General features: G+C 55.8%; 22 protein-coding genes. 7 read left to right on the forward strand and 15 right to left on the reverse strand.

Annotated elements, in window-relative coordinates; all coding sequences use genetic code 11:
* Nucleotides 1-83 precede the first annotated feature (83 nt).
* From FQ179_RS21605 to efp, 3 genes are all read left to right on the forward strand, one after another.
* Complete coding sequence (locus FQ179_RS21605) at nt 84-1,286, forward strand: DUF2863 family protein (protein WP_149399732.1); 1,203 nt, start codon at nt 84-86, stop codon at nt 1,284-1,286.
* Between the two features lie 9 nt (nt 1,287-1,295).
* A complete protein-coding gene (gene earP / locus FQ179_RS21610; protein ID WP_149399734.1) occupies nt 1,296-2,414 on the forward strand; it encodes an elongation factor P maturation arginine rhamnosyltransferase EarP in 1,119 nt (372 codons plus the stop codon).
* A gap of 88 nt (nt 2,415-2,502) precedes the next feature.
* Entirely contained in the window at nt 2,503-3,060 is a 558-nt protein-coding gene (efp, locus tag FQ179_RS21615) for an elongation factor P (RefSeq protein ID WP_137238997.1), read from the forward strand.
* A gap of 282 nt (nt 3,061-3,342) precedes the next feature.
* On the opposite strand, the gene FQ179_RS21620 is transcribed toward efp, so the two are convergent.
* From FQ179_RS21620 to FQ179_RS21650, 7 genes are all read right to left on the reverse strand, one after another.
* On the reverse strand, nt 3,343-3,876 hold the full coding sequence (locus FQ179_RS21620; RefSeq protein ID WP_149399736.1) for a DUF1178 family protein: 534 nt from the start codon (nt 3,874-3,876) through the stop codon (nt 3,343-3,345).
* A 93-nt stretch (nt 3,877-3,969) separates the two neighbouring features.
* Entirely contained in the window at nt 3,970-5,787 is a 1,818-nt protein-coding gene (locus FQ179_RS21625) for an ABC transporter ATP-binding protein (RefSeq protein WP_149399738.1), read from the reverse strand.
* 58 nt (nt 5,788-5,845) lie between these two features.
* Entirely contained in the window at nt 5,846-7,441 is a 1,596-nt protein-coding gene (locus FQ179_RS21630) for an ABC transporter permease (RefSeq protein ID WP_149399740.1), read from the reverse strand.
* Between the two features lie 2 nt (nt 7,442-7,443).
* The gene (locus FQ179_RS21635) at nt 7,444-8,421 is read right to left on the reverse strand and encodes an ABC transporter permease (protein ID WP_149399742.1); all 978 of its coding nucleotides are present in this window, start codon (nt 8,419-8,421) and stop codon (nt 7,444-7,446) included.
* Entirely contained in the window at nt 8,418-10,631 is a 2,214-nt protein-coding gene (locus FQ179_RS21640; protein ID WP_255475101.1) for an ABC transporter substrate-binding protein, read from the reverse strand. Before FQ179_RS21640 ends, FQ179_RS21635 begins: the two co-directional genes overlap by 4 nt.
* A 2-nt stretch (nt 10,632-10,633) precedes the next feature.
* Nucleotides 10,634-11,326 (reverse strand): thermonuclease family protein, encoded by a 693-nt coding sequence (locus FQ179_RS21645; protein WP_255475102.1) that lies wholly within the window; start codon nt 11,324-11,326, stop codon nt 10,634-10,636.
* 52 nt (nt 11,327-11,378) lie between these two features.
* Nucleotides 11,379-13,178 carry an acyl-CoA dehydrogenase family protein gene (locus tag FQ179_RS21650; RefSeq protein WP_149399745.1) on the reverse strand — a complete coding sequence of 600 codons (1,800 nt, stop codon included), beginning with the start codon at nt 13,176-13,178 and terminating at the stop codon, nt 11,379-11,381.
* Between the two features lie 234 nt (nt 13,179-13,412).
* On the opposite strand from FQ179_RS21650, the gene FQ179_RS21655 reads away from it, so the two are divergent.
* Nucleotides 13,413-13,787, forward strand: a complete 375-nt coding sequence (locus FQ179_RS21655) for a DUF423 domain-containing protein (protein WP_149399747.1) — start codon at nt 13,413-13,415, stop codon at nt 13,785-13,787.
* A 115-nt stretch (nt 13,788-13,902) separates the two neighbouring features.
* On the opposite strand, the gene lptF is transcribed toward FQ179_RS21655, so the two are convergent.
* On the reverse strand, nt 13,903-15,021 hold the full coding sequence (gene lptF, locus FQ179_RS21660) for an LPS export ABC transporter permease LptF (protein ID WP_149399749.1): 1,119 nt from the start codon (nt 15,019-15,021) through the stop codon (nt 13,903-13,905).
* A gap of 57 nt (nt 15,022-15,078) precedes the next feature.
* On the opposite strand from lptF, the gene FQ179_RS21665 reads away from it, so the two are divergent.
* The 3 genes from FQ179_RS21665 (at nt 15,079) to FQ179_RS21675 (ending at nt 17,945) form a co-directional block, all read left to right on the forward strand.
* Entirely contained in the window at nt 15,079-16,581 is a 1,503-nt protein-coding gene (locus FQ179_RS21665) for a leucyl aminopeptidase (protein WP_149399751.1), read from the forward strand.
* A gap of 76 nt (nt 16,582-16,657) precedes the next feature.
* On the forward strand, nt 16,658-17,113 hold the full coding sequence (locus FQ179_RS21670; protein WP_149399753.1) for a DNA polymerase III subunit chi: 456 nt from the start codon (nt 16,658-16,660) through the stop codon (nt 17,111-17,113).
* Nucleotides 17,114-17,243: 130 nt separating this feature from the next.
* Nucleotides 17,244-17,945, forward strand: coding sequence for a Bax inhibitor-1/YccA family protein (locus FQ179_RS21675; RefSeq protein ID WP_149399754.1), 702 nt, complete (start codon nt 17,244-17,246; stop codon nt 17,943-17,945).
* A gap of 322 nt (nt 17,946-18,267) precedes the next feature.
* Here the strand turns inward: FQ179_RS21675 and rarD are convergent, their stop codons facing one another.
* From rarD to lepA, 7 genes are read right to left on the reverse strand one after another with little or no spacing between them, the layout of a single operon-like run.
* Nucleotides 18,268-19,254 (reverse strand): EamA family transporter RarD, encoded by a 987-nt coding sequence (gene rarD / locus FQ179_RS21680; protein ID WP_149399756.1) that lies wholly within the window; start codon nt 19,252-19,254, stop codon nt 18,268-18,270.
* Nucleotides 19,251-19,823, reverse strand: coding sequence for a PIN domain-containing protein (locus tag FQ179_RS21685; RefSeq protein ID WP_149399942.1), 573 nt, complete (start codon nt 19,821-19,823; stop codon nt 19,251-19,253). The genes rarD and FQ179_RS21685 overlap by 4 nt, the downstream gene beginning before the upstream one ends.
* 5 nt (nt 19,824-19,828) lie before the next feature.
* On the reverse strand, nt 19,829-20,413 hold the full coding sequence (gene recO, locus FQ179_RS21690; RefSeq protein ID WP_149399758.1) for a DNA repair protein RecO: 585 nt from the start codon (nt 20,411-20,413) through the stop codon (nt 19,829-19,831).
* Nucleotides 20,406-21,293: a GTPase Era gene (gene era / locus FQ179_RS21695; protein ID WP_149399760.1), complete on the reverse strand. Its 888-nt coding sequence runs from the start codon at nt 21,291-21,293 to the stop codon at nt 20,406-20,408. Before era ends, recO begins: the two co-directional genes overlap by 8 nt.
* Nucleotides 21,290-22,048 (reverse strand): ribonuclease III, encoded by a 759-nt coding sequence (gene rnc, locus FQ179_RS21700; protein ID WP_149399762.1) that lies wholly within the window; start codon nt 22,046-22,048, stop codon nt 21,290-21,292. Before rnc ends, era begins: the two co-directional genes overlap by 4 nt.
* Nucleotides 22,048-22,935 carry a signal peptidase I gene (lepB, locus tag FQ179_RS21705; protein ID WP_149399764.1) on the reverse strand — a complete coding sequence of 296 codons (888 nt, stop codon included), beginning with the start codon at nt 22,933-22,935 and terminating at the stop codon, nt 22,048-22,050. The genes rnc and lepB overlap by 1 nt, the downstream gene beginning before the upstream one ends.
* A 27-nt stretch (nt 22,936-22,962) precedes the next feature.
* Entirely contained in the window at nt 22,963-24,756 is a 1,794-nt protein-coding gene (gene lepA, locus FQ179_RS21710) for a translation elongation factor 4 (RefSeq protein ID WP_149399765.1), read from the reverse strand.
* Nucleotides 24,757-24,796: the final 40 nt, after the last annotated feature.

The raw sequence follows: 24,796 nt of genomic DNA on the forward strand, positions 1-24,796 counted from the left end.
GGGGTTTGTTGTATATCGACCCACATCGTCCCTGACGATCGAGGGTACACTACACATTCACCCACCCGCATTATGTCTCCGGTATGTCTGCACCCTCTGCTTCCCGCCTTTCCAAAGTTGCACAACGTCTGCTTTTGCTTACGACCGCTTTGTCACGTTCAGGCAGTCGCCTGGAAGATGACTATTGGGAACACGAGTTAAACCTTGTTCTCGACAAGCTCCTGCTCGGCAGAAAGAACAAAACCATTGAAAATACGCTTGATCATCTCATCGCTACCGACTCGGGCGCGTATGAAATTCTGGTTGAGCAGGCAGAAACGCAGTCTGAATCCACCTCGGTAAACCTGGACGGTGTTGAACATGACGCCTTGCTTTTTTCTGCACCGCTGGTCGCCTGGACACGTTATCAGCTGCCTGGCATCAAGCTGGTAAAAGGCCAGCGTGAAGCACTGAGCAACGCGCTGCATAAGCACATTGCCGCCCCGGGAGCCAAGCTCGCCATCATCCCGGCGCTGGTCAGCTTTGACCAAATGCCACAAACATTTCAAGAAACCCGCGTCTGGACCCAGCGTCTTGCCCTCGAGGCCCTCGGGCAAGCGACAGAGCCCTGCGCGCTGCGCGACCATGGCGAAAGTGATGGCATGCTGGCTGACGCACGCTTTTTGGTTGGCGTTATAACTGTTCCGCGTGGGCAGCCCTTGTTTCAGTGGCAAGCACGTCAGAGCGACGACAGCTACCCAAGCCGTGAAAGCTGCCGCGACCACTGGATCAAAGCTGTCAGCCATATTTTGGCCACCACATTTACCGGCTGCCAGGTCGAGTATCTGCAACCTGATGCCTATTATATAAATAGCCGTGAAGCAGATCGGCGTATACGACCACTGGCGCTCAAGGCTGCGGTAACCTGGCTGCAAAATGCCATTCAGGTACCTGGTACCGAACTGCGTGCGGTCATCGCGGCCTGCGGTGAAAGCGTTACCGAAGAGTATCGCGTTGGTTTCAGCACCCGCAACAGCAACGAAGTCATCTACGGGTGCATTTGGCCTGTGCTCAGCAAAGAAGAAGCCGCCAGTGATGGCATGGAAAGCGGCGACATCGACATGCCTGATGAAATCGCGGCTCTGCTTAAAGAACTGGGCATTAGTGACGTACGCCGGTTGCCAGGCCTGTATTCCGTCGAGTTCTGCGACGACTGTGGCGCGCCCTACTTTCCCAACCCGCTGGGCGAAATGCTACACCCCGAGCTTCCTGAAGAAACCGACCTCGACCCCATTCAGTTTCATTAGTCTGCACGCATGTCACGCCGGCTTTCATTCGACATTTTCTGCCGGGTCATCGACAACTTCGGCGATATCGGCGTGTGCTGGCGTCTGGCCCGCCAACTGGCGCACCACCATGACGTAAGGCTATGGGTCGATGACTTGCATAGCTTTGCCCGCATCGAGCCTTCCGTAAGCACAAACTTAGCGCAGCAAACCATAAGTTGCGTACAGGTGCTGCGTTGGGTTGCGCATATGCCATTGCCCGAGCCGAAACAGGTCGTCATCGAAGCATTTGCCTGCGACCCGCCCGCTGATTTTATTCAAAAAATGGCGCAGGCTGGCAGCCTGTGGATTAATCTCGAATACCTTAGTGCCGAACCTTGGGTTGAATCGTTTCACGCATTGCCATCCCTGCAGGCCAGCGGCGTGCGCAAAGCGTTTTTCTTTCCAGGCTTCACACCAGGCACTGGCGGCCTCTTACGCGAAAACGGCCTTGCTGAAGAACGCGCTGCATGGCAGGCCACCCCACAGGCTCGAACCGACCTGCTGCGCAATCTACGGGTAGCTTCCACCGCGATTGAGGCCGTCAATGCTGGCGCGTTGCTGGTTATGCTGTTTTGCTATGCCCACGCCCCCGCCAGCCAATTACTCGCCGCCTTGCAGGCTAGCGGTCACAGCGCCGTCGTTCTGGTGCCGGCTGGTGTTAGCCCCGGCCTGGTACGCGGCCAACACGAAAATGTCACCGTACAAGAAATACCCTTCGTCAGCCAGCAAGGCTTTGACCGGCTGCTATGGAGCTGCGACCTGAACTGCATACGCGGGGAAGACTCGCTGGTACGGGCGCTATGGGCCGGCAAGCCGCTGCTCTGGCATATTTACCCGCAAGATGACGATGTACACCTGCTCAAGCTTAATGCCTGGCTGGCGTGCTCACCGTTTTCAGAGATGGTGCAGCAGGCTAACAAGCAGTGGAACGACGGCAACGCCGCCGGCTTTCAGCCGACAATGACTCAGGCCCTGCATGGCAACCACTGGAACACCTGGAAAGCCCAAAGCGCTCGCTGGTCTGACACCCTGGCCAGTCAGCCTGATCTTGTCACTTCATTGGTGGATTTTTGCCTAAAACACACTACCAAAGCGAAAGAGCCCTGAAAAGGATAAAATGTCAGGCTTTGCAAGCCATGCTCCGGCCCGCGACGTTATCTGGCGGAGCAAGCAACCCCCGGAGTATTAAAAACCTATGAAAACCGCACAAGAACTGCGTGTCGGCAACGTCATCATGGTCGGCAACGACCCACTGGTGGTGCTGAAGGCAGAACTCAACAAGTCTGGCCGTAATTCGGCCGTCGTTAAACTCAAATTCAAAAACCTGCTCACCGCTTCGGGCAGCGAGTCGGTATACAAAGCCGACGAAAAATTTGAAATCGTGGTGCTCGACAAAAAAGAGTGCACGTACTCATACTTTGCGGACCCCATGTATGTCTTCATGGACGAAGAGTACAACCAGTATGAAGTCGAAGCCGAAAGCATGGGCGACACGCTCAACTACCTCGAAGAAGGCATGCAGGTCGAAGTCGTCTTCTACGAAGGCCGTGCCATTTCACTCGAGCTACCCACTATTGTGGTGCGCCAAATTGATTACACCGAGCCTGCCGTCAAGGGCGACACCTCGGGCAAGGTACTCAAGCCGGCAAAACTCAGCACAGGTACCGAAATTTCTGTACCTCTGTTCTGCAATATTGGCGACAAAATAGAGATCGACACGCGTACGGGCGAATACCGCAGCCGCGTCATGTAATACTGGCCCGGCCCTTGCATCAAGGGCCTCAGCCAAAAAAACCTTCGCCGCATAAGCACGCCCAAGCTGGGTATTAATCCAGCCATTCAGGGTTAGCGCATGCGGCGAAGGTTTTTTTACGCATAGGGTTTCAAAAGCCATGATTAAACGCGCCCCGGCGCCTTCCTGGCGCGACTGCGCGCGCCCCTAGCCCTGCACTCAAGCCGTCGCGGCCGCAACCATACAGGCCTGTATAACCGTTGGCTTGGCGACTCCATAAAAGCACGGCTTTAGCAACTGCAGTTACTGCAAGCGCTCGTCGTCAAGAAAGTCAGGGATGGGCATGACCGCAATCCCTTCAGACACAAGGGCCTCGCGCTCTTCGGCAGTAGCTACACCCCGGATGGCGCGCTCAGGGGCTTCGCCCTCGTGCATGCGTCGCGCCTCATCAGCAAAGCGCACACCTACGTTTTCGGTATTGCGGATTACCTTGCGAATTTGCCTGAACATCTCGGCCTGTAGCTGTGCCATCTGGGCGCTGGCTGCAACGGCGACCGCGCCCGCCTCATGTGAACTGCCGGAATGGGCGGTATCAGAAGTCGCGTTGTTAGCCACAGAGGTCGAATGAGACGACGCTGACGTGCCAGCCGCCTCGCGCCGGATATGGCTGACATTGAGCCGCGGCGCTGACAGCTTTTTGTCTACCTTGCTGCTTTCGCATACAGGACAGACAAGCAGACCGCGCGCGCGCTGTGCTTCGTAATTGTCATCAGAGCGAAACCAGCCTTCAAACACGTGGCCCTGGTCGCACTGAAGATCGTAAACTTTAAGAGTCATAATGCCTATATGTGGGCATTTGGCCCAAAATCAAGGCCTTACGCACATGTGTGCCACGGCCTTATCACACTCAGTATAAGCCCAGATGGCGACTCAAATACGCGGGACGGCATCAAGCAAGCGCTGGGTTTCAGCATGCTTTGGCGACTCCAGAACCGTGCTGGCTGTGCCGATCTCAATAATACTGCCTTGATGCATGATGGCGATGCGGTCGGCCAGATACTCCACCACGCCAAAATTATGCGTAATGAACAAATAGGCAATACGGAATTCAGCCTGCAGCGTTTGTAATAAGTCTAGAATTTGCGCCTGCACCGATACATCCAGCGCCGACGTAGGCTCATCGCAGATGAGAACTCTGGGGTTTACCGCCAGCGCACGGGCAATGGCAATGCGCTGGCGCTGTCCACCCGAGAACTCATGCGGGTAGCGATTTACCGTATCTCTGGGCAGACCGACTCTGTCGAGCAACTCGCGGATCTGGTTGCTGCGCTTGGTGCGGGAGCGTTCAGGATGCAGAGCAGCCAGGCCTTCACCAAGAATATCACCCACAAGCATACGGGGATCCAATGAGGCATAGGGGTCTTGAAACACAATCTGCACCGATCGCCGTAGACGCTGCAACACGCTGCGCCTGGCGGTCAATATATCGTCACCATCAAACTTGGCCGAACCACGAACCACCGCCTGTTTATCCAATAGGCGCAACAACGCCTTGGCGGTCGTCGTTTTGCCACAGCCTGATTCGCCCAGCAGCGCCAGTGTCTCGCCCTCGCGCAACTCAAACGACACGTTTTTGACGATATCAACCGCTGTATCGCCGGCAGACCAGAAACGTCGCTTTTTCACGTAACTGACTGAAAGGCCTTCAACCACCAGCAAAGGCTTACCGGTAATGGAAGCCGCTGCTTTGCTAAGCCGTGCAACGTCGGCCAAATCATTGTCCGACAACGCCGCTGATTTTTCATCTACCCTATTGAGTATTGCATCAACCTGGCTGGTGTCGGCTGCGCCTCGACCAGAGACGCCATTGCCCGCGCTTTGCGCTGCTACGTCAGGTGGGGCCGAAAGTGGCCGTCCGCGTTTGGCAAAGGTAGGAATGGCGGCGAGCAGCTGGCGTGCATAAGGGTGTTTGGGCGATGCAAAAAACGTGGCGGCATCCACGGTTTCGAGTATTTCACCATCACGCATGAGTGCGACATAATCAGCCACGTTTTTGACCACCGCCAGATCATGGGTAATGAGCAAAATTGCCAGCCCCATTTCCTTCTGGATGCTGGCAAGTAAATCAAGTATCTGCGCCTGTACCGTCACATCCAGCGCCGTGGTAGGCTCATCGGCGATCAGCAGCCTGGGCTCTGCCGCCAGGGCGATCGCAATCATGATGCGCTGCTTTTGTCCGCCCGAAAACTGGAATGGGTAATCATTAAGGCGGTTAACCGCATCCGGAATACCAACCCGGTCCAGCCACCACCCTGCACGCTCAGCCAGCGCCTTGCCGCGATAGGTGGTGTGGACGCGCAAGGTTTCTGCCATTTGCTGCCCTATCGTCATGACCGGGTTCAGGCTGGTTGATGGCTCCTGAAAGATAATGCCGATTTGCCCGCCGCGGATGGCGCGCATGCGCTGCTCAGACAAGGTGTTTAGCTCGACATCGCCCAAATATATATTGCCGGCAGCAATACGCCCTGCCTCTGGCAACAGGCGCAAAAGCGCCAGCGCCGTCATGCTCTTGCCACAGCCCGACTCACCAACCAGCGCAAAGGTTTCACCACGAGAGATAGCCAGCTGCAGCGACTTTACGGCCTGGTTGACGCCTGCCTCACCAGCAATCTGCACGGCCAGCCCCGTGACCGTGAGAACGCGGTTATGCCCACCCGTTTGTACGGTATTAGAAGAAGAAACACTCATCGGCCTGCTCCTCCTGAAACACCAGCGCTCGGGCAAACAAGGTGGTTGACTACGCTCATCATGGTGCCGAGTCCTTTATCGCTATACGGCTCTTGCGTTTTGCCCGGGTGCCAGTAAGGGCCGGAGGTATTGGCCGAAACCGGCGCATGCGAGGATCGAACGCGCTTTGCACCGCATCGGCAAACAGATTGGCGGCAAGCACCAGCGCCAGCAAAAACGTAAACGCGCCCAGCAGATTCCACCAGATCATGGGGTCGCGCGACATTTCTACCCTGGCCATGTCAATCATGGTGCCGAACGAGGGGGTGCTGGGGTCCACGCCTATACCCAGATATGAAAGCACGGCTTCATACAGCACCAGCCCCGAGAACTCGAGTACCAACGTAATCAGCACAATATGCATAAGATTGGGCAAGAGATGGCGCGCCATGATGCGCCAGTGCCCCACGCCAAAGGCCTGCGCCGCCTGTATGTATTCAAGCTCGCGCAGCTTGAGTGTTTCAGCACGCAGCAGGCGACACAGCCCTGACCAGCCTGTAAGCCCGAGAATCATGCACAGCAGAAACAATCGCAGATCGGCACGTGAGGCCACGGTGTCAAACATATTGGGGTTATTGTCGATGTATACCTGCATCATCAATACGCAGGCGGCGATCAGCAAAATGCCCGGTATGGAAGTGAGTGTGGTGTATATGTATTGGATGACGTCGTCGATTCTGCCTTTGAAATAGCCTGCGGCAATGCCGAAAATCAAGGCGGGCGGCAGCATGGCCAGCGTAGTGAGCGTGCCAATGACCAGCGCGGTGCGCACGCTCTTTAAACTCATCCAGAGCACATCATTGCCCGTGCGGTCTGTGCCCAGTACATGATAGTTAGCACTGAGCGTCAGGGCGACCGCCACCAGTACACACAAAATACTGAAGGTAATCCACATGGGTCGCCATGGTGTGCCGGTTTCACCCCGCCACCACACAGACCAGGCAGTGGCAACCCTTCGCCCAGGCCGCCAGTAGCGCAACGTCAACAATGCCGCTGTGACAAGCGCGGCCGCAACGCCGTAGGCCAGCCCACGCAGCAGGCGAACGCGCACATCGCGGTCATGCGCAGCGCCATCCTCAACCCCCTGCCCGGCATACTTGAGGCGTGGATAATCGCGCAAAGGATGGCCATCGATAATTTCGGTTTCTTTGGTGAACTGGCGAATGGCCAAGGGCGACGAGTAGGTTTTTTCGCGGCTGGCCAACTGGCTTAACGACAATACATCATCCAGGACCGAGCGCATAACGGGTGAATACACCGGCCCCGCCGCGTCGGGTTGGGCTTTTGAAGCGCCTTGGGCCGAGTCGGCCACTTTTTGCTCAGCACTATTCACGTTGGTCGCCCCCGGCTCAGGCGCAGCCGCATGCGCGGTGCCTGCTGTCGCGGTTACTGCCAGCGGCGGCAATAATGGCCGGTAGTGAATGGAGTCCAGAAGGCCTATCAAGGCAAAGCAGATAATAACTACGCCTGCGCACATGGCGGAAGGCGTACGTGACACACTCTTCCACGCCAGACGCAGCGAGGGGCTGGAGCGAACACGCCAAGCATACAGCAGCACGCCCGCCGTCAGCAGATAAACAAAAACATCGGTCCAGAGAAAGACGAGTTTTGGCATGGCTATTCGAACCGTACGCGAGGGTCAGCCAGCGTATAAGAAATATCGGCAAGAATCAGCCCCAGGATATACAGGGCCGACCCCAGAAACACCATGGCGCGCACCACTGAAAAATCTTGTGCGTTGATTGCATCAATGGTGTAACTGCCCAGACCGGGAATGCCAAAAAATGATTCAGAAATAAGACTGCCCATGAACAAGAGTGGAATGGCAGACACGGTACCCGTCAGAATAGGCAGCATGGCATTACGCAGAATATGGCGAAACAACACTATCCGCTCTGGAAGGCCTTTGGCACGCGCAGTACGCACATAGTCTTTGCCCGCTTCCTCAAGAAACAGCGTGCGGTAAAAGCGGGCCTGCCCGCCCAGGCTGGACAAAATACCCACCAACACCGGCAGCACCAGGAAGCGCACACTGTTCCATCCATCGACAAAGCCAGAATAAGGCACCCATCGCAGCAGTTTGGCGAACAGCCACTGCCCGGCAATAATGTAAAACAGGCCAGAAATTGAAAGCAGCACCACGCACAGTACTACCCCCGCAAAATCAATACGCGTGCCCTTGAAAAACACCAGCATCAAGGCAAACGAAATGCACACGGCAAGCCCCAGCACAAACGTAGGTATCGCCAGCGCCAGACTAGGTACCATGCGCGTTTTGATCTCATGACCAATGTCGCGGCCTTCGTCGGAAAACCCAAAGTCAAAACGCAGCAGCGGCACAGACCGGGAGTAAAAAATGGTGTCAGTCCAATGCGCCGTACCCTTGGCCTGTGTGTTGTAAAACAGGGGTTTGTCGTAACCGCGCTCGGTCTTCCATCGTTCGATCGCGGTTTCGCTGACCCGCTGCCCGCCAATGGCCAGCCTCGCCATGTCGTCAGGAGTATTGACAGCAAAAAACAGCACAAACGTCAATAAATTGACCCCTATGAGGATGAGTACCCCATAGATAAGCCGCCGGACCACATAGCGCATCATGGTTGGCTCCTTGTGTCGGTGTTGATAAGCGCCGTGGCCATCTCGCGGCGGCGCGCCACGCGCCATGCCAGAACGCCACCCAGTACCAGCAAGGCCAGCAGCAACCATAAAGGCCACCATACGGGCACATTCCACAGCTTTATTTTTTCAGCGCGCAACGCTGGCTCAATACGGTAGTACTGCAGCGTATTGCGCACCATTTGCGTAGGCTTGGCGTTTTTCACCCAGGCCTGATAGGCACCACCCGATTTCGGAAAATAACCAAACATCCACGGTGCGTCACGCTGCACGATATGCACCATCTGGTGCACCAGCGCCTCTTTTTCAGGGCCGTCATCCAGAAACCGCATTTTCTCGAACAGGCGGTCAAATTCGGGGTTACTGTAATTGGAGGCATTTTCCCCTCCATTTTTAACCTTGGAATTAGGCCCGTATAACAAGAAAAGAAAGTTCTCTGCATCCGGGTAATCAGCCACCCATCCCCATAAATACATTTGCGCGGCGCCATTGCGCATTTTTTCCTGGAACCGGTTGTAGTCTGTGGCGCGAACCTCAAGCTGAATATCGATGGCCGCCAACTGGCGCCGCATCCAGTCGAGCGTAGCGCTGGAGCCCATGCCCCCCATGGAGTCAAAGTACAGAATAAGCGGGCGCCCGGTCTGGGCGTCGCGCCCTTCCGGGTAACCCGCCTCTTTGAGCAACTGACGGGCGTCATCCAGCGAACGCCTGACGGCCCGCCCGTCTTCGAGCCGGTACACCTCAGGGTTTAACCCTTCAGGTAAAGGCTGGTAACCCAGCACACCTGGCGGTACAGGGCCATAGGCAACCTGAGCCTGCTCGTTTTCGAAAATGGCCACATATTGTTCCCAATTATAGGCAATGCTAATGGCCTGTCGCAGCTTGCGGTTTTTTTCGGCTTGTTGCGGCGTGTCGCCAGCCCCCACGACCGGATCCAGCCAGTTGAAGCCAAAATAATACATTTGCGCCTCGGTCGCGCTGAGCAACTGCAGGCCATGGTCTTTGTACAACTCGGCTTTTTCTTCCGAGTCACCGGCTGCCACCTGCATGGCCACACCGTAGTCACCGCGGTCGGCCTGCGGCAAATCATAGTAGCCCTGAAGAAACTTGCCCATTAGTGGCACGCTTTCCTTTTCAAGGGAAAACTCGATACGGTCAATAAATGGCGTGAGCTTGCCGCAATCGTCCAGCAACCCCGCCTCGCGGTCAGCTGGCGTACCCTCGCAAGGGTATGGCTCTCCTCTGAAATTAGGATTGCGTTCCAGCACATGGCGGCGGTTTTTAATAGACTGAACCAGCATGTAGGGGCCGGTACCCGCCGGCCAGGTATTAAGCGATAAATCATGCGCATCCATGTCAGGCTGATGATAAAACCGATCAGCTTCCCACGGGATGGGCGCGGTAAACGTCATGGCCAGCCAGTATTTAAACTGCGGATACTTGCCCAGCACCTTGATTCGCAGGGTATGGTCATCAAGCGCCTGCACGCCATCGAACCCGGACTGGCGCAGATCAAGCCAGCCTTTCGGTTGTGCCCCGTTCTGGGCACGGTAGGCCTCATCATGCTGCTTGAGCGTGTCGCCATACTCACGCATGCCCACAATATGTTCAGCCATGATGCCGTAGATAGGCGATACCACCCTAGGGCTTGCCAGGCGACGGAATGCGTAGACATAGTCGCCCGCCACCAGTTCACGCGTGCCAGTATGCTTGAAATCATTAAGGCCGAACTTGCCTTCTAACTGCCCTGGCTTCAGAGGCCAGTAACGATAGGCGCCGGCATCATCACGTGCAAACGCCGGATGCGGCGCGTAAAGAATGCCAGGCTTTAGCGCAATGTCATACACACTGACGGCAACCTGCTCACCAGGTGCATCGTCAGGCAGGCGCTGCCCCTGAGCGTCGTAATAAACCGGCTGCACAACGTCTGCGGCTGCCCTTGGCACCAAGCGATAGGGTCGCTCGAGATAGTGATATCCGTAAAGCGGTTCGTAAATGTTGTAGGTAAAGGGGGTTTCGTCGGTGGAATACGAGCTGGCCGGGTCCAGATACTTGGGCGATCGTTGGGTAAATGCGGTATGCAGCACGTTTTGATCAAGCTCTTGCGTGGCATATGGGCTGTTGACCGGCACACGAGAACACCCTGCCATTGCGGCAAGCAGTATTGTCATCAGCAGAAATCGTAGCAGCATAACTAACACCTTTGCTGCTGCCAGCATTGGTAGCGCCAAACCCAAGGGCGCACCGGGTCATTGTCACGCCACAGACCACGACGGGCCTGGCGCGCCTGTTCTTCAAGCTTGGGCAGGGCGGGATCACGCATAAACTTGCCCTTGCCCTCCATATTGGCCCAGGCCATGCCTGCCGCCACCTGTTTCTGATTGGCGGTGCTTCCATCTGCCAGCATGACGTCGCAAATGCTGCGCTCGTAGCGGTCTTCTTCATAGCAACGCAGGGTCAGCGTTTTGCCTGACACCAGACTGGCCAGTGCATCGCCGGATGCATTCGCATAGGGTTGACCGCGCCGCTGTGCGTCTTTTTGTGTTTCGGGAGCATCAATGCTGGCCAGGCGTATGCGACGCTGCTCAGAACCAACCTGCACGGTAAAGGTATCGCCATCTGCCACATGCACAACGCGGCCTTCGAGCACAAAACCACCGCCAGGTGCCGTTACGTGAGAAGCAGACGGAGCGCCACGCTCAGAGGTTTGACTGGATGCCTGTTTGGACGTTTGGCCAGATACCTGATTGCTGGCCTGATCGGGCGGCCATACCGCAGCACCCACGGCGACGGCGGCAAACACCACCGCCGCCAGAATACGCCCCCTGCGACGGGACATCAGAGCGTTAAGGGCGCGGCGCAGCGTAGTATTCAACAATCTGTTCACATCTTCCCCGGGTTACCGCAAATGTCAGGCCATTCAGTGCGGCCGGCACTGATTATAGGGTGTTGAAGGCCCGCCCGAGTATGGTTTCTGCCTCGAGTGGCGTCCCGATCGCACCAAACACCCGCCCCGCTCTGCCGAAACGCGTGCTGACAAATGCATCAGTCACCGCTTGCGGTGCGTGGGCGCGCAACAGCGCGGCTTGCGTCAACAGCACCAGATCCTGGGCAATGCGTCGGGCGGCCCGCTGCCGACTGGCACCTTTTGTGTCACACAAGGCACGCAGGTCGTTCACCGACTGGCGTAGCAGCGCATCATCAAGACATTGCTGCCGCAGCCACGACAACAGTGCATCGGCAAGCTCCGGCTCACGCTCCATGGCGCGCAAAACATCAAGACACATCACGTTGCCAGACCCTTCCCAGATTGAGTTAACCGGCGTCTCACGGTATAGGCGTGCCAGTGGGCCTTCTTCAATATAGCCGTTACCCCCCAGCACCTCCATGCATTCGGCGGCCATTTCGATACCCCGCTTGCACACCCAGAACTTGGCAGCGGGTGTCAGAATGCGTACAAAGGCTTGATCAAGCGGCGTTGCAGCAATAACACCCGCCGGGTTAAGCGTGCCAGAAGGGCTATCTGTGCCATCACCTATGGTTTGGCTAGGTTGGTGGCGCGGTGCCTGATCCTCGTGCCATCGGCTTGCGGAGGGGCCTCGCACCGCATCCAGCGTCCGCGCCAATCTCAAGGCCAGTATGGTGGCTGCCTCGCTTTCAAGCGCCAGATCCACAAGCACACTTTGCATAAGGGGCTGATTGATCAAGAGCTCGCCAAACGCTTTGCGATGTCGCGCGTGGTGTAGCGCCTGAACCAGCGCCTGGCGTTGCAAGGCTGCACTGCCCAGCACGCAATCAAGACGCGTAAACGAGGCCATCTCGACGAGGGTGGCGATGCCCCGGCCAGGCTCGCCCACCAGCCACCCGGTCGCATTCTGGAACTCGACCTCGGCACTGGCGTTCGAGGCGTTACCAAGCTTGTTCTTGAGCCGTTGCAAGCAAATGGCGTTGCGATGCCCATCAGCCAGCCACCGGGGCACGTAAAAGCACGAGAACCCCTCTTCGGCCCTGGCCAGCACCAGATGCGCATCAGACGTGGGAGAAGAAAAAAACCATTTATGCCCCACCAGACCATAAGGTTGGCCACGACCGCCTGCACCTTCCGGCCTGGCCTGCGTCGTGTTGCTGCGCAGGTCAGAGCCCCCCTGCTTTTCTGTCATGCCCATGCCAATCATCATTGATGTTTTGCCTGCAAGCGGCATGTCCCGATCGTCGTAGGCGCGAGAAAACAATCGCGGTGCAATGGTATCAAACCAGGGTTCATTGCAAAGCACCGGAATAGCCGCTGACGTCATCGTAATCGGGCAGAGTGACCCTGCTTCGACCTGCCCGTGCATCAAATAGGCCGCCGCCCGCGCCACCTGGCCGCCTGCAGCAAAATCAGCCACACCAGAGAACAATGAAGGGCGCATCTGGTTGCCTTCCCAGGCACTGCAATGCATACCCTGGCGAAACGCCTGTCGCATGAAGTGGCACCAGGCTGGATGAAAATGCACACGGTCGACGCGACACCCCCGTCTGTCGAATTGTTCAAGTTGGGGTTTGTAGTTGTTGGCGTCGCAGGCCAGGGCAAAACTGGCGGCCTCGCCCAGCTTGGCGCCGTAGGCCAGAAGCGACGCGTCATGTGCGCCGCCGCCTTCTCGCGCTACACCTTGGCGCAGCGCCTGGTCACTGTCGTAGAGATTGTAGTCAACCAGATCAGGTACCTGATTGGTGACCTCATGCGTTGCCCAGTTCATTGTGCACCTCTCATGCCGCCGGCGCGGCTGTACATCATCAGCCGTTTCTGGAACCCTTGCGTTGATGATAGCACCCGGATCAACGGCTACCGCTGGTAAAGTAGCGCTTGCGCAGGGCTCTTGCAATCAGGTACTACCCGCCACCAGGTCAGCATCAGCGCCGGGTCCGCCCGGCTTTGCGCCACCATGCAGGCATGGCCGCCCCAGTGTGCACAGCAACCTTAGGAATTCTTCATGAGCGATCGTCTTCTTGTTATTACCGGCAGTCTTGTGCTGCTCACGGGCGTTGCCGCCGGCGCCTTCGGTGCCCACGGCCTAAAACGCGTTATTGACCCCTCCATGATGTCTGTATGGCAAACAGCTGTTTTGTACCAGCTGGTGCATGGGTTGGGGATGCTGGCGCTGGCGGCATTGGGTGCGCGTTTTGGCTCGCCACTGCTAAGCTATGCAGGCATTTTTATGTTTGCCGGTATTATCATTTTCAGTGGCAGCCTTTACACACTGGTGCTCAGCCAAATCAAATGGCTGGGCGCCGTTACGCCCATAGGCGGCCTGGCATTTTTGATAGCCTGGGCCCTGGTCGCGCTAGCGGCATACCGGGCAAGCTAAGCCGCCACATGCAATCGCAGCTGCGTGCTGCCCTTACGCTTTAGCAGACGGGCCAGGGGGAGGCTGTTACACCCACGCCCTAAGCTACTGTATGCACCACGACCGCTCGCCGTCCTTACGCTGTAGCAGGAGGGCTGGGTTTTTTGGGCGCTTTCACGCGCAACCTGCGCCACATCATATACATCATCAACGCCAGAAACAGGGCATGCACCAGCCACAGCCCCACGCCGAAATCGAGCTGGCCATTGCTGATCCAGCCCTTGGACAGATTGATAAGATTCATGTACAGCAAGCCAACCAGGCCTGCCAGCAGGAAATCACCTGAACGACCCAGCCGCGGGTTTACGGCACCAAGTGGTATCGCCAGTAGCGCAAGGTTTAGCGCAGCAAGAGGTAGGGCCAGCCGCCACATAAACTGCGCGCGCGCACGGTCAGTATCGTCAGCGACCAACTGTGCAGTGGGCCTGCCCTTTATCTTGCCTTCGGCCTCACGGCGAACCGCCTCCAGCGATGTACTGTCAGATTTGCTTTCGAGCCTGAAGCCGTAGCGTTCAAAATCAAACAGCCGAAAATCGGATTTGCCCGGCTTCAGATCATAACGATGGCCTGAAGTAAGCACCAGAAACCGATCACCGTTTTTTTCAGTCTGGATATGGGCACTTTCTGCCGTAATCACGCTATGCCACTCTGGATCAATAACTCGGGCAATAATGCGACCCAGTTCTTCACCGGGCGCGCTGGGTGCTTCGGCAAAAAACACGCGGTCACCGCCCTGCGTTTCGATAAACTGCCCTGCAGTTACCTTGGACAGATCAGAGCGCTGCTCGTACCGCTGGCGATATTCGTCAATTTGCCTGTAAGCCCATGGCGAGGCAAACAGGGTTAGCATGGCAATTAACACAGACACCGGCACGGCACAGCGCAGTATCGGAACAATCCAGTCTTTGAGCGACAAGCCACTGACAAACCACACAACCATTTCGGATTCGCGATAGCTTCTGGTGACCGTAGTGAGCACCGCAATAAACAGCGAAACTGACAGAATCACGGGTAATGCTGTAATACTGGAAAAGGCCGCAAGGCCGAAAACAATGTCTGCACCAATCGAGCCATTGGCTGCCTCGCCCAGCAGGCGAACCAGCAAAACACTAAGCCAAACGACCACCAACGTCGAGAACACGACACCAGCGTGACTCGTTATTTCGGATACAACAGAACGTTTGAATAGTGACATGAGAGAATATGCGTAATAATCGTAAGCATCCTATTAGACACTTATCGGGAAATTTGAATGGAATTTAGCACACAGACAACGGCTTCCTTGCATCAAATCAAGACAGCGGCCCTGGCAGTAGGCGTATTTGCCGACGGCGAATTGAGCGCCGCGGCCGATATCATCGACCGGGCAGCCGGCGGCGCCCTGCGCGCCGTGCTGAAAACAGAATTTAAGGCCAAGCCTGATACCCACCTGGTATTACGCAACCTTGAAGGCGTTATGGCAGTACGGGTTATTTTAATCGGTCTTGGCAAGAAAAACGCCTACAAGCCTGCTGCACATGTAAACGCCGAGTTTGCCTTTGCCCGATACTGCGCCGACGCGTCTCTTGCCGAGGGCGTTACAACACTGGCTTCCATAGAGTGTCCGGGCTCCAGCCTGCACGAACGCGCCCGAGCAGCGGCATCTGCCGCGCTTTCTGCCGTATACCGTTACACCGAAACATTTGGCAAACCGCAAGACCCAGCCCCCAAACTCAAAAAAATCGCGCTGGCGGTTGCCCGTGCCGACGCTGCCGAAGCACAGAAAGGTTTGCGTGAAGGGCGGGCCATCGGTAATGGCATGAGCCTCACCCGACTGCTGGGCGACCTGCCGCCCAACGTCTGCACCCCCACCTATCTGGGCAATACCGCCAAAAAGCTTGCCCGCGAATTCAAAACGCTAAAGGCCGAGGTGCTCGACCAGAAACGCATTGAAGCACTCAAGATGGGTTCGTTCCTGTCTGTGGCTCGCGGCTCATACGAACCACCTGCCTTCATCGTGCTCACGCACACGCCGGCCGGCATGACAGCCGCCCAGCGCAAAGACAAAGCACCCATCGTACTGGTTGGCAAGGGCATTACCTTTGACGCTGGCGGCATCTCCATCAAGCCCGCAGCCGCCATGGACGAAATGAAATACGACATGTGCGGGGCAGCAAGCGTACTGGGTACCATGCGCGCCATTGCCGAACTCGAGCTTGGTCGTGAGGTCATTGGCCTGATTGCAGCCTGCGAAAACCTGCCCAGCGGGCGCGCCAACAAGCCCGGCGATATCGTCACAAGTATGTCGGGGCAAACCATAGAAATCCTTAACACCGACGCCGAAGGCAGGCTGGTGCTGTGTGACGCCCTCACCTATGCCGAACGATTCAAACCCGCTGCCGTCATTGATATGGCTACGCTGACCGGTGCCTGCGTCATTGCCCTGGGACATGTCAACACCGGGCTGTTCAGCACAGACGATGCACTGGCCCAAAGCCTGCTCCAGGCGGGTCGCGAAACCAACGACCCGGCATGGCGCATGCCACTAGAAGATGCCTACCAGAAACAGCTGCAATCCAACTTTGCCGATATTGCCAATATAGGCGGACGCGATGCAGGGGCCGTCACCGCAGCATGTTTCTTGTCGCGCTTCACACAAAACTACGCCTGGGCTCACCTCGACATTGCGGGTACAGCCTGGAATAGTGGCAAGCAAAAAGGGGCAACGGGCCGCCCTGTTCCGTTACTGGTCAATTACCTGATCGCACAGGCCTGAAACGACTAATGGCTCGAATCGTTTACGCTTACCCTCCTCGCCACGGCATGCATGCCGTGGCGGGCGTTACGACATAATGTCACGCATTGATTTCGCCTTTGGCGCAGCCGACAGGCTGCGCATGGCCTGTGAGGTAGCAGGCAAGCAGTATGCTGCAGGGCGCCTGCTGCTTGTCTATACCCAAGATGCAGCAAGGCTGGCCAAGTTTGACCGGCTGTTGTGGGGGTATAGTGCGACAGCGTTTGTTCCTCACGTCATGGCTGACGACCCACTGGCTGTGCAAACCCCCATCCTGCTGGCCCAGGCCATTACTGACCAGGCTTTGCTCAACCGGCCCGGATGCTGGCTGCTTAATCTCGACCTGAAGATTCCGCCGCACGTCGAGCAGTTTGAGCGCATACTAGAAATTGTTTCCAGCCACGACGAAGACAAGCGTGCAGCACGCGAACGTTGGCGACAATATCAGGACGCTGGCCACGATCTGCATGCCCACGATGTGTCGAGTCGTGGCGCAGGAAAGACAAAACGTTGACATGTCGGCACCCAAACACGGAACCTTACCAAGTGAAAACAGTCTTAATTAAGTGCTGCTTCTGCTTGCATGTTCAGCTATTTGTAAGTTAATCTCGCACCATAGTATTTATTACACAAGGGACATCTAAATGGCCGACTTTCGTTCATCACCCTCTATTCAAAGCGGTTACGGTACCGTCACGCAAGAGGCCCGCAACCGTGTCATGCGCAATACCTACTGGCTGCTGGCCTTATCACTGGTACCTACAGTACTGGGCGCCATGGTGGGGCTTTACAGTGGTATTAATCAGGTTATGGGCGCCAGCCCGGGTACCAGCACCATAGTTTTCCTTATTGGCGCATTTGGCCTTATGTATCTCATCGAGCGCAACAAAAACAGCTCGCTGGGCGTTGCCTTGCTACTCGCCTTTACCTTCTTCATGGGCATCATGCTGTCGCGTCTGCTCGGGCATGTCATGGGCTTGGCCAATGGTTCGCAGCTCATCATGATGGCCTTCGGCGGCACAGCCATCGTATTTGGCGCCATGGCCAGCGTAGCCAGCACCAGCAAGCGTGACTTCTCCACCATGCACAAATTCTTGTTCATTGGGGTTGTCCTGCTTATTGTTGCCTCGCTCGCCAATATGTTCTTTCAAATGCCTGCGCTCATGATCACCATTTCGGTCATGGCTATCGGCATATTCTCAGCACTGCTGTTGGTTGACCTGCAACGCGTGATCAACGGTGGCGAAACCAATTACGTCACCGCCACGTTGGCTGTATACCTCGACGTGTACAACATTTTTGCCAACCTGCTCATGCTGCTGGGTATTTTCGGCAACCGCGAATAACAACCGGTTAGCTTCCCAAACAGGCCGCTCCAGGCGGTCTGTTGTCGGCAAAATAAAGCAAAATACAGTGCTGAACAGCGTAGGCCCTCAAGCACTCACATAATGCCTCAGCCCGAACGCGTCACACGACGTCTTCGGGTTTTTATTCTATTTGCTTATTATGACTGGGCTCGCTCTGGCCACCCGCTCACCGTACGCTGTGTAGCGGTTCACCTGTTCATCGACGCTCCAACACACTGACGCTTCGAGGTATTGATGTATTGGAGTATTTAGGTATTGAGGATTGGGGTATTGAAAAGTCAGTTTTAATGAGCCGAGGCCGTCACGAATTTTCTTGCTTATCGCTTACTGTGCTGGAAGCCCCAGTGGCTTCAACAGCATTTTTCATCGTACGCTCGGGGCAGGCTATGGGCTTTTTGCTTTGACTATCTTTTAGCCACTTGTACCCGCCTTCTCCCGCGATCAGCACCACGGCCAGCCATATGGGCATGTACGTAAACAACGCAGCGGCTGGCACGGGCTCATTGAGCAGCAATACCGACACCCAGAACAGCATAATGGGCTCCACGTACCCCAGCATGCCAAACAACCCAAAGGGCAGCAGACGACCGGCAGAAAGATAGCCCGCCAGAGCCACTGAGCTGATCAAGCCCAACACGGGCACCAGCAAAAACAGCCTCGGGTAAACAAACAACTGCTCGAAGGCCGACATGCCATTTTCCGGCAGCATAAGCACCACCAGGGCAATCGGCATAAGAAACAGCATGTCAAACCACAGCAGACCCAGTGAGCTTTCGTGTAGCTCACGTCGCAGGATGAAGTAAGGGGGATAGCCCAACATAACGAGTGTGGTCACCCAGGAGAAGGCTCCTGTACGTCCTAACTCGTGTGCCACACCAACTACAGCCAGCCAGACAGCCAGATTCTGCATCCTGCTCAGCCGCTCTTTGTAAACAACACGCCCTACCAGCACCATGGAGATAGGCAGCAGAAAATACCCCATGGAGACGTCCAGTGCTCTCTGGTGTAAAGGCGCCCAGACAAACAGCCACAGTTGCACCCCCACCAACACTGCGCTGGCCAGCAACAATAACCACAGCCGTGGCTCACGCCGCAGACGCTGCACAATGGCATTAACCTGGCCCCACCCCCTGCCCCGCGTAATGATAAGCGCCAGAGCCGGCAAACCCAAAGCGATGCGCCATGCAAAGACCTGAAGACCACTCATCGGGTGCAGCACTGTTGTATAAAAAAACAGCAGTGCAAACAGGCAGGAAGACATGACCGATAAGGCAACCCCGGTTCTCATTGCACAGCCACACAGAGTTTGTTCAGACGGAACAGGCTCTCGCGCTTTAATATGCTTTGCAGTGGCTCAGGCCCACGTTCTGGCGTTACCAGATAGCTGGGCGCTTCAACGAGCATCTCTGTAATCTCACGCGGATAGTCTGCATAGCAGCGCACCAGAAACTGGTCGGGGTCCATCAGGCCTAGGCCCAGGTGATAAAGCTCACCACGATGGAAATCACGAATATTGCGAGTGACAATGGTAACCCTGGCGTGTTGCGATGAGGCCAGCGCCTTGCGGGCTGCTGCAATAACATGCCAATCTTTGGGGTCACTACGTTCCAGCCCCTGCTTGTATTGGCTGACATCACCCAAGTTCGCCTGGGGAAACTGACACTGCAACGTCTGCCATTGCACCGCAATCTCGTCAGCCGGAACCCCCCACAAGCGTGCCGTGTTTCGGCGCCATTCGTCACCAATCACTTCACTCCAGACGGGACGGAAACAACCGTGCGCCGCCAGTCGCAAAATACCCTGGCGCAACACATTCGAAATAAGTACACAGGTGTCGAGCACGACAAGCTCTGGCATCGGTTTCAATATTTCTGCAACTCCATCAAGACCTTACGTGTTTGCAGAGGACGTTGCAACAGGACATTGATCCGGTCGCGCAATGCACGACGTAATTCAGGTTCGTATGCCGGGTCGTCAAAGTCTGGTGGCGTTTCAGACGACCCATAGCCCGTTTCACTGAGCAGCACCCATTCAAAACGTCGCAAGGCACTGGCTGGCGACCGATTCTGACTTAAACGCTGCAAGGCAGCATCATAGGCTTCATAAAGCGTCGGATGGGCGTCTTCGCGTGCCAGCAAACGCAACAGCAGTTCGTTCATGTACCAGGCTGACATAAAGGCCCGGCCCCCCAGCGGATGAATGCCTGCACATTCGGCACGCGTAAGCGTTTTAACTTCGGAAGCACCGCTCCATGAAAGGCTTAGCGGCTGAAATGCTGACAGCACCGGACGGAGTGCGGAGTGCGGGCGCTTGGCGCCTTTGGCCACCAGCGCCACAATACCGTACTGATGGGTAAAGGTCTGGACAATTAACGAAGTCTCGCGCCACGGCGCCGCATGAAGCAGATAGCCTGGGGTATCGTGAACACGAAGTACCCGTCTACTCATATCCCAGTTCGCGCAAGGTACTCTCGCGATCTGACCAGCCCTTGCGAACCTTAATATACACATCAAGAAAGACGGGTTTTTCGAGCAGCTTGACCATATCTTGCCGGGCCTCAGTGGCGATGCGCTTCATGTGTACACCGCCCGTTCCCAGCAAAATAGGTTTGTGTGTTTCGCGCTCGACCACGATGCATGCCGACACCCGCGCCCCTTCGTCGTTTTCTTCCCATTGCTCGATAACAACCGTGCAACCATATGGCAGTTCATCGCCAACAAGACGGAAGATTTTCTCGCGCAGCATTTCGGCCACGATAAAGCGCATAGGCCGATCAGTAAGGGTATCGGCCTCAAACATGGGCTCGCCTACGGGCAGCCTTGCTGCTATCTCTGTAAGCAGGTTTTCGAGCTGGACACCGCGCAAGGCGCTCACCGGCACGACGGCTGCATACGGATACTGCGACATAATTTTACCCGTGTAGGCGAACAAATCATTTTTGCTCTTGAGCGCATCTACCTTATTAATCACCAGTATGGTTTTTTCTGGCGCGGGCAGCAATGGCAGTATTTGCGCGTCACTCGACGACCATTTGCCTGCCTCAACCACATGAACCACCACATCGACGTCAGTAAGCGCCTGAGTAACCACGCGGTTCATCATGCGATTCATTGCCCCGCCATGGCGGGTCTGAAAGCCGGGCGTGTCAACAAACACGAACTGCTCCTGCTCACGTGTAAGGACACCATGAATGCGATGGCGGGTTGTCTGAGCCTTGCGAGACACAATGGATATTTTTGACCCGATCAGGGCGTTGACCAGCGTCGACTTGCCGACATTGGGGCGTCCGATCACCGCCACAAAACCACAATGAAAGGTATCGGTCATTTGTTCTCCTGGGCTACCGCTACGGGCAGCGATAACTGCTTTACCTTGCGGGAACGGGCGGCGCTGCGCCCTTTTAAAGGCGCTAGCGCCTTGATGGCCACAATGGCCTGCTCAGCCGCAGACTGCTCAGCGGCCCGGCGGCTGGTTCCTCCGGCCGTTACTTTAATTTCAAGCTTGGGCACCTGACACTCTACCTCGAACGTTTGGTTGTGCGCGGCACCGTGAGTGCCAATAACCGTGTAAAGCGGCAGATCAAGCTTGCGGGCCTGAAGCAGTTCTTGCAACAAGGTTTTTGGATCTTTGCCAAGGGACTTGGCGTCTACATGCTCGAGTACGAAGTCATACTGGTGCTCGATAACTCGCTGAGCCATTTCAAAGCCCCCATCGAGAAACACAGCACCAAAAATGGCTTCAACAGCATCAGCCAGTATGGATGGCCTGCGGAAACCACCGCTTTTGAGCTCACCCTCACCGAGATGCAAATACTGTGACAACGAAAGATGAGCAGCAATATCGGCCAGCGCAGACTGCTTTACCAGATTGGCCCGCAGACGCGACAGATCGCCCTCGGCCAGTTTGGGAAAACGTTTGAAAAGCAGCGCAGCAACGATGAAATTGACGACCGAATCACCCAGAAACTCGAGCCGTTCGTTGTGGCGTGCGCTATGGCTTCTGTGCGTTAAGGCTTGCTCAAGCAGTTTTATATCGCTGAAGGTATAGCCCAACGCCGCCTGGAGAGGTTCAGTACCGGGCATTAATGAAAACCACCTATGCGACTGGGCTCACTGAAGTTCATCCAGATAAAAAATGCACGACCCACAAGGTTTTTATCTGGCACAAAGCCCCAGTATCGACTGTCAAGGCTATTATCGCGATTGTCGCCCATCATGAAATAGTGCCCTGCCGGCACAGTACACCGTACCCCGTCATTGAGGTACTCACAGTTTTCACGGTAGGGGTAATTGGAAATGGCCATAAAGTCTTGAGGCGCCCGTTTGTTCAGCAAAATGCGATGCGAAGTCTTGCCCAACTGTTCGGTGTAACGGCCTACATAAGCAGAACGATCAGGCTCAAAAAAGTCACCATCACGCAAGTGCTGAATTTCTTGCCCGTTAATGGACAGCACCTTGTTTTTATACTGTACAACATCGCCCGGCAGGCCAACCACGCGCTTGATGTAATCAATACTTGGGTCAACCGGGTACCTGAATACGACCACATCACCGCGTTCTGGTGTGCCCAGATTGACAATTTTCTGATCGATAATAGGCAGGCGCACGCCATACTGAAATTTATTGACCAATATAAGGTCGCCGTCTTTCAGTGTGGGCAGCATCGAACCCGAGGGTATGCGAAACGGCTCCACGATGAACGAGCGCAGCACGAACACAAATAGAATGACCGGAAAAAAACTTACACAGTATTCGATCCACCAAGGTGCCCTATTTGCATTGTCATAGGCTTCCTGGCGCACCCGCGAGGCTTCGGCCTCATTAAGCCCCTGCACGGCGGGTGCCGTTGCCGCCATGGCGGCAACACCCTTTGCGCGACGCCGCTTACGCAGCCAGAAGAAATCCAGAAACCAAACCACGCCGGTAAGTACCAGCAGAAAAAAAAGAATGAGGGCGAAATCCCAGCTCATACCAGCAGCACCTTGTTGTTGTCCAAGTTATTTGTCCTCGACCTGCAATATGGCAAGGAAAGCCTCTTGGGGTATTTCGACGTTACCCACCTGCTTCATGCGCTTTTTACCGGCTTTTTGCTTCTCGAGCAGCTTCTTCTTGCGAGAAATATCGCCCCCATAGCATTTTGCCAGTACGTTCTTGCGCAAAGCCTTTACATTCTCGCGCGCAACCACTTCGGCGCCGATGGCTGCCTGAATGGCAATATCGAACATCTGGCGCGGTATCAGCGCACGCATTTTGCTGACAACCTCACGCCCTTTGTAGCGAGCATTGGCACGATGCACGATCATGGACAGCGCATCGACCCTGTCACTATTGATGAGCAGATCGACGCGCACGACATCTGCGGCCCGGTATTCTTTGAACTCGTAATCCATCGACGCATAACCACGCGACACCGACTTAAGCTTGTCGAAGAAATCAAGCACAATTTCGGCCAACGGCATTTCGTAAGCCAGATGCACCTGCCTTCCATGATAGGTCATGTTGAGCTGCACTCCCCGTTTGGCCATGCACAGACTCATGACGGGGCCTACGTAATCTTGCGGCATAAACAGCGTCACGTTGACAATGGGCTCGCGGATCTCGCTAATTTGGCCCACCTCGGGCATGCGCGAGGGGCTTTCTACCATTTGAGTGACGCCGTCGTTTGTCAGGACTTCGTACACCACAGACGGCGCCGTGGTGATGATGTCCATGTCAAACTCGCGCTCAAGGCGCTCTTGCACAATCTCCATGTGCAGCAGGCCCAGAAAGCCGCAGCGAAAGCCAAAACCCAGTGCCTGCGAAACTTCGGGCTCGAACATGAGCGAGGAGTCGTTAAGCTTGAGCTTTTCGAGCGAATCGCGCAGCTGGTCGTACTCACTGCTTTCGACCGGGTACACCCCGGCAAACACCTGAGGCTTGACCTCTTTGAAACCAGGCAGAGCCTTAGCCGCTGGCTTGCCAGCCAGGGTAATGGTGTCGCCGACCTTGGCGTGCTCCAGCTCTTTGATACCTGCAATAACAAACCCAACCTGCCCTGCCGACAGCTCGGTGCGCGGCATTGATTTGGGGGTAAACACACCAATTTGCTCACACAGATGGCTAAAGCCGCTGGCCATGAGCAAAATTTTGTCTTTAGGCTTGAGCACACCGTTAACGATGCGCACCAGCATGACCACGCCCACGTAGTTGTCAAACCAGGAGTCAATAATAAGCGCCTGCAACGGGGCCTGTGGATCACCCTTGGGCGGCGGCACCTTGGCCACGACCTGCTCCAGAATATCTTCAATACCCATGCCTGTTTTGGCACTGCACAAAATAGCTTCAGTAGAATCTATGCCGATTACGTCTTCAACCTCTTCGCGCGCGGCCTCGGGATCGGCAGAAGGCAGATCCATTTTGTTGAGCACAGGTAAAACCTCTACACCCAGCTCAATCGCGGTATAGCAGTTGGCTACAGTTTGTGCCTCAACGCCCTGGGTCGCATCGACCACAAGCAACGCGCCTTCGCACGCCGACAACGAACGACTGACCTCGTAGGAAAAATCAACGTGCCCTGGCGTATCGATGAGATTGAGTGCATAGACCTGGCCATCGCGCGCGGTATAGCTGAGCGAAGCAGTTTGTGCCTTGATCGTGATGCCACGCTCGCGCTCGATATCCATGGAGTCAAGCACTTGCATGGACATTTCGCGGTCAGCCAGCCCTCCGCAACGATGAATCAGCCGGTCAGCGAGTGTGGATTTGCCGTGGTCAATATGGGCAATAATGGAAAAGTTGCGGATGTGATCCATAAAACGGCAAGAAAGTCCGAAAAAGAAAGCGGAAACAGAA

The organism is Pusillimonas sp. ANT_WB101 (assembly GCF_008369125.1).
Taxonomy (GTDB): domain Bacteria; phylum Pseudomonadota; class Gammaproteobacteria; order Burkholderiales; family Burkholderiaceae_B; genus Allopusillimonas.

Excerpts from the sequence above, each read along its gene's own strand:
- FQ179_RS21650 (WP_149399745.1), bottom strand. The coding sequence starts at position 13,178 with ATGAACTGGGCAACGCATGAGGTCACCAATCAGGTACCTGATCTGGTT.
- lptF (WP_149399749.1), bottom strand. The coding sequence starts at position 15,021 with ATGTCACTATTCAAACGTTCTGTTGTATCCGAAATAACGAGTCACGCT.
- era (WP_149399760.1), bottom strand. The coding sequence starts at position 21,293 with ATGACCGATACCTTTCATTGTGGTTTTGTGGCGGTGATCGGACGCCCC.
- FQ179_RS21620 (WP_149399736.1), bottom strand. The coding sequence starts at position 3,876 with ATGACTCTTAAAGTTTACGATCTTCAGTGCGACCAGGGCCACGTGTTT.
- FQ179_RS21625 (WP_149399738.1), bottom strand. The coding sequence starts at position 5,787 with ATGAGTGTTTCTTCTTCTAATACCGTACAAACGGGTGGGCATAACCGC.
- FQ179_RS21675 (WP_149399754.1), top strand. The coding sequence starts at position 17,244 with ATGGCCGACTTTCGTTCATCACCCTCTATTCAAAGCGGTTACGGTACC.
- FQ179_RS21685 (WP_149399942.1), bottom strand. The coding sequence starts at position 19,823 with ATGCCAGAGCTTGTCGTGCTCGACACCTGTGTACTTATTTCGAATGTG.
- rnc (WP_149399762.1), bottom strand. The coding sequence starts at position 22,048 with ATGCCCGGTACTGAACCTCTCCAGGCGGCGTTGGGCTATACCTTCAGC.
- FQ179_RS21635 (WP_149399742.1), bottom strand. The coding sequence starts at position 8,421 with ATGATGCGCTATGTGGTCCGGCGGCTTATCTATGGGGTACTCATCCTC.
- earP (WP_149399734.1), top strand. The coding sequence starts at position 1,296 with ATGTCACGCCGGCTTTCATTCGACATTTTCTGCCGGGTCATCGACAAC.
- lepA (WP_149399765.1), bottom strand. The coding sequence starts at position 24,756 with ATGGATCACATCCGCAACTTTTCCATTATTGCCCATATTGACCACGGC.
- FQ179_RS21670 (WP_149399753.1), top strand. The coding sequence starts at position 16,658 with ATGTCACGCATTGATTTCGCCTTTGGCGCAGCCGACAGGCTGCGCATG.
- FQ179_RS21640 (WP_255475101.1), bottom strand. The coding sequence starts at position 10,631 with ATGCTGCTACGATTTCTGCTGATGACAATACTGCTTGCCGCAATGGCA.
- FQ179_RS21655 (WP_149399747.1), top strand. The coding sequence starts at position 13,413 with ATGAGCGATCGTCTTCTTGTTATTACCGGCAGTCTTGTGCTGCTCACG.
- FQ179_RS21605 (WP_149399732.1), top strand. The coding sequence starts at position 84 with ATGTCTGCACCCTCTGCTTCCCGCCTTTCCAAAGTTGCACAACGTCTG.
- recO (WP_149399758.1), bottom strand. The coding sequence starts at position 20,413 with ATGAGTAGACGGGTACTTCGTGTTCACGATACCCCAGGCTATCTGCTT.
- rarD (WP_149399756.1), bottom strand. The coding sequence starts at position 19,254 with ATGAGAACCGGGGTTGCCTTATCGGTCATGTCTTCCTGCCTGTTTGCA.
- efp (WP_137238997.1), top strand. The coding sequence starts at position 2,503 with ATGAAAACCGCACAAGAACTGCGTGTCGGCAACGTCATCATGGTCGGC.
- lepB (WP_149399764.1), bottom strand. The coding sequence starts at position 22,935 with ATGAGCTGGGATTTCGCCCTCATTCTTTTTTTTCTGCTGGTACTTACC.
- FQ179_RS21665 (WP_149399751.1), top strand. The coding sequence starts at position 15,079 with ATGGAATTTAGCACACAGACAACGGCTTCCTTGCATCAAATCAAGACA.
- FQ179_RS21630 (WP_149399740.1), bottom strand. The coding sequence starts at position 7,441 with ATGCCAAAACTCGTCTTTCTCTGGACCGATGTTTTTGTTTATCTGCTG.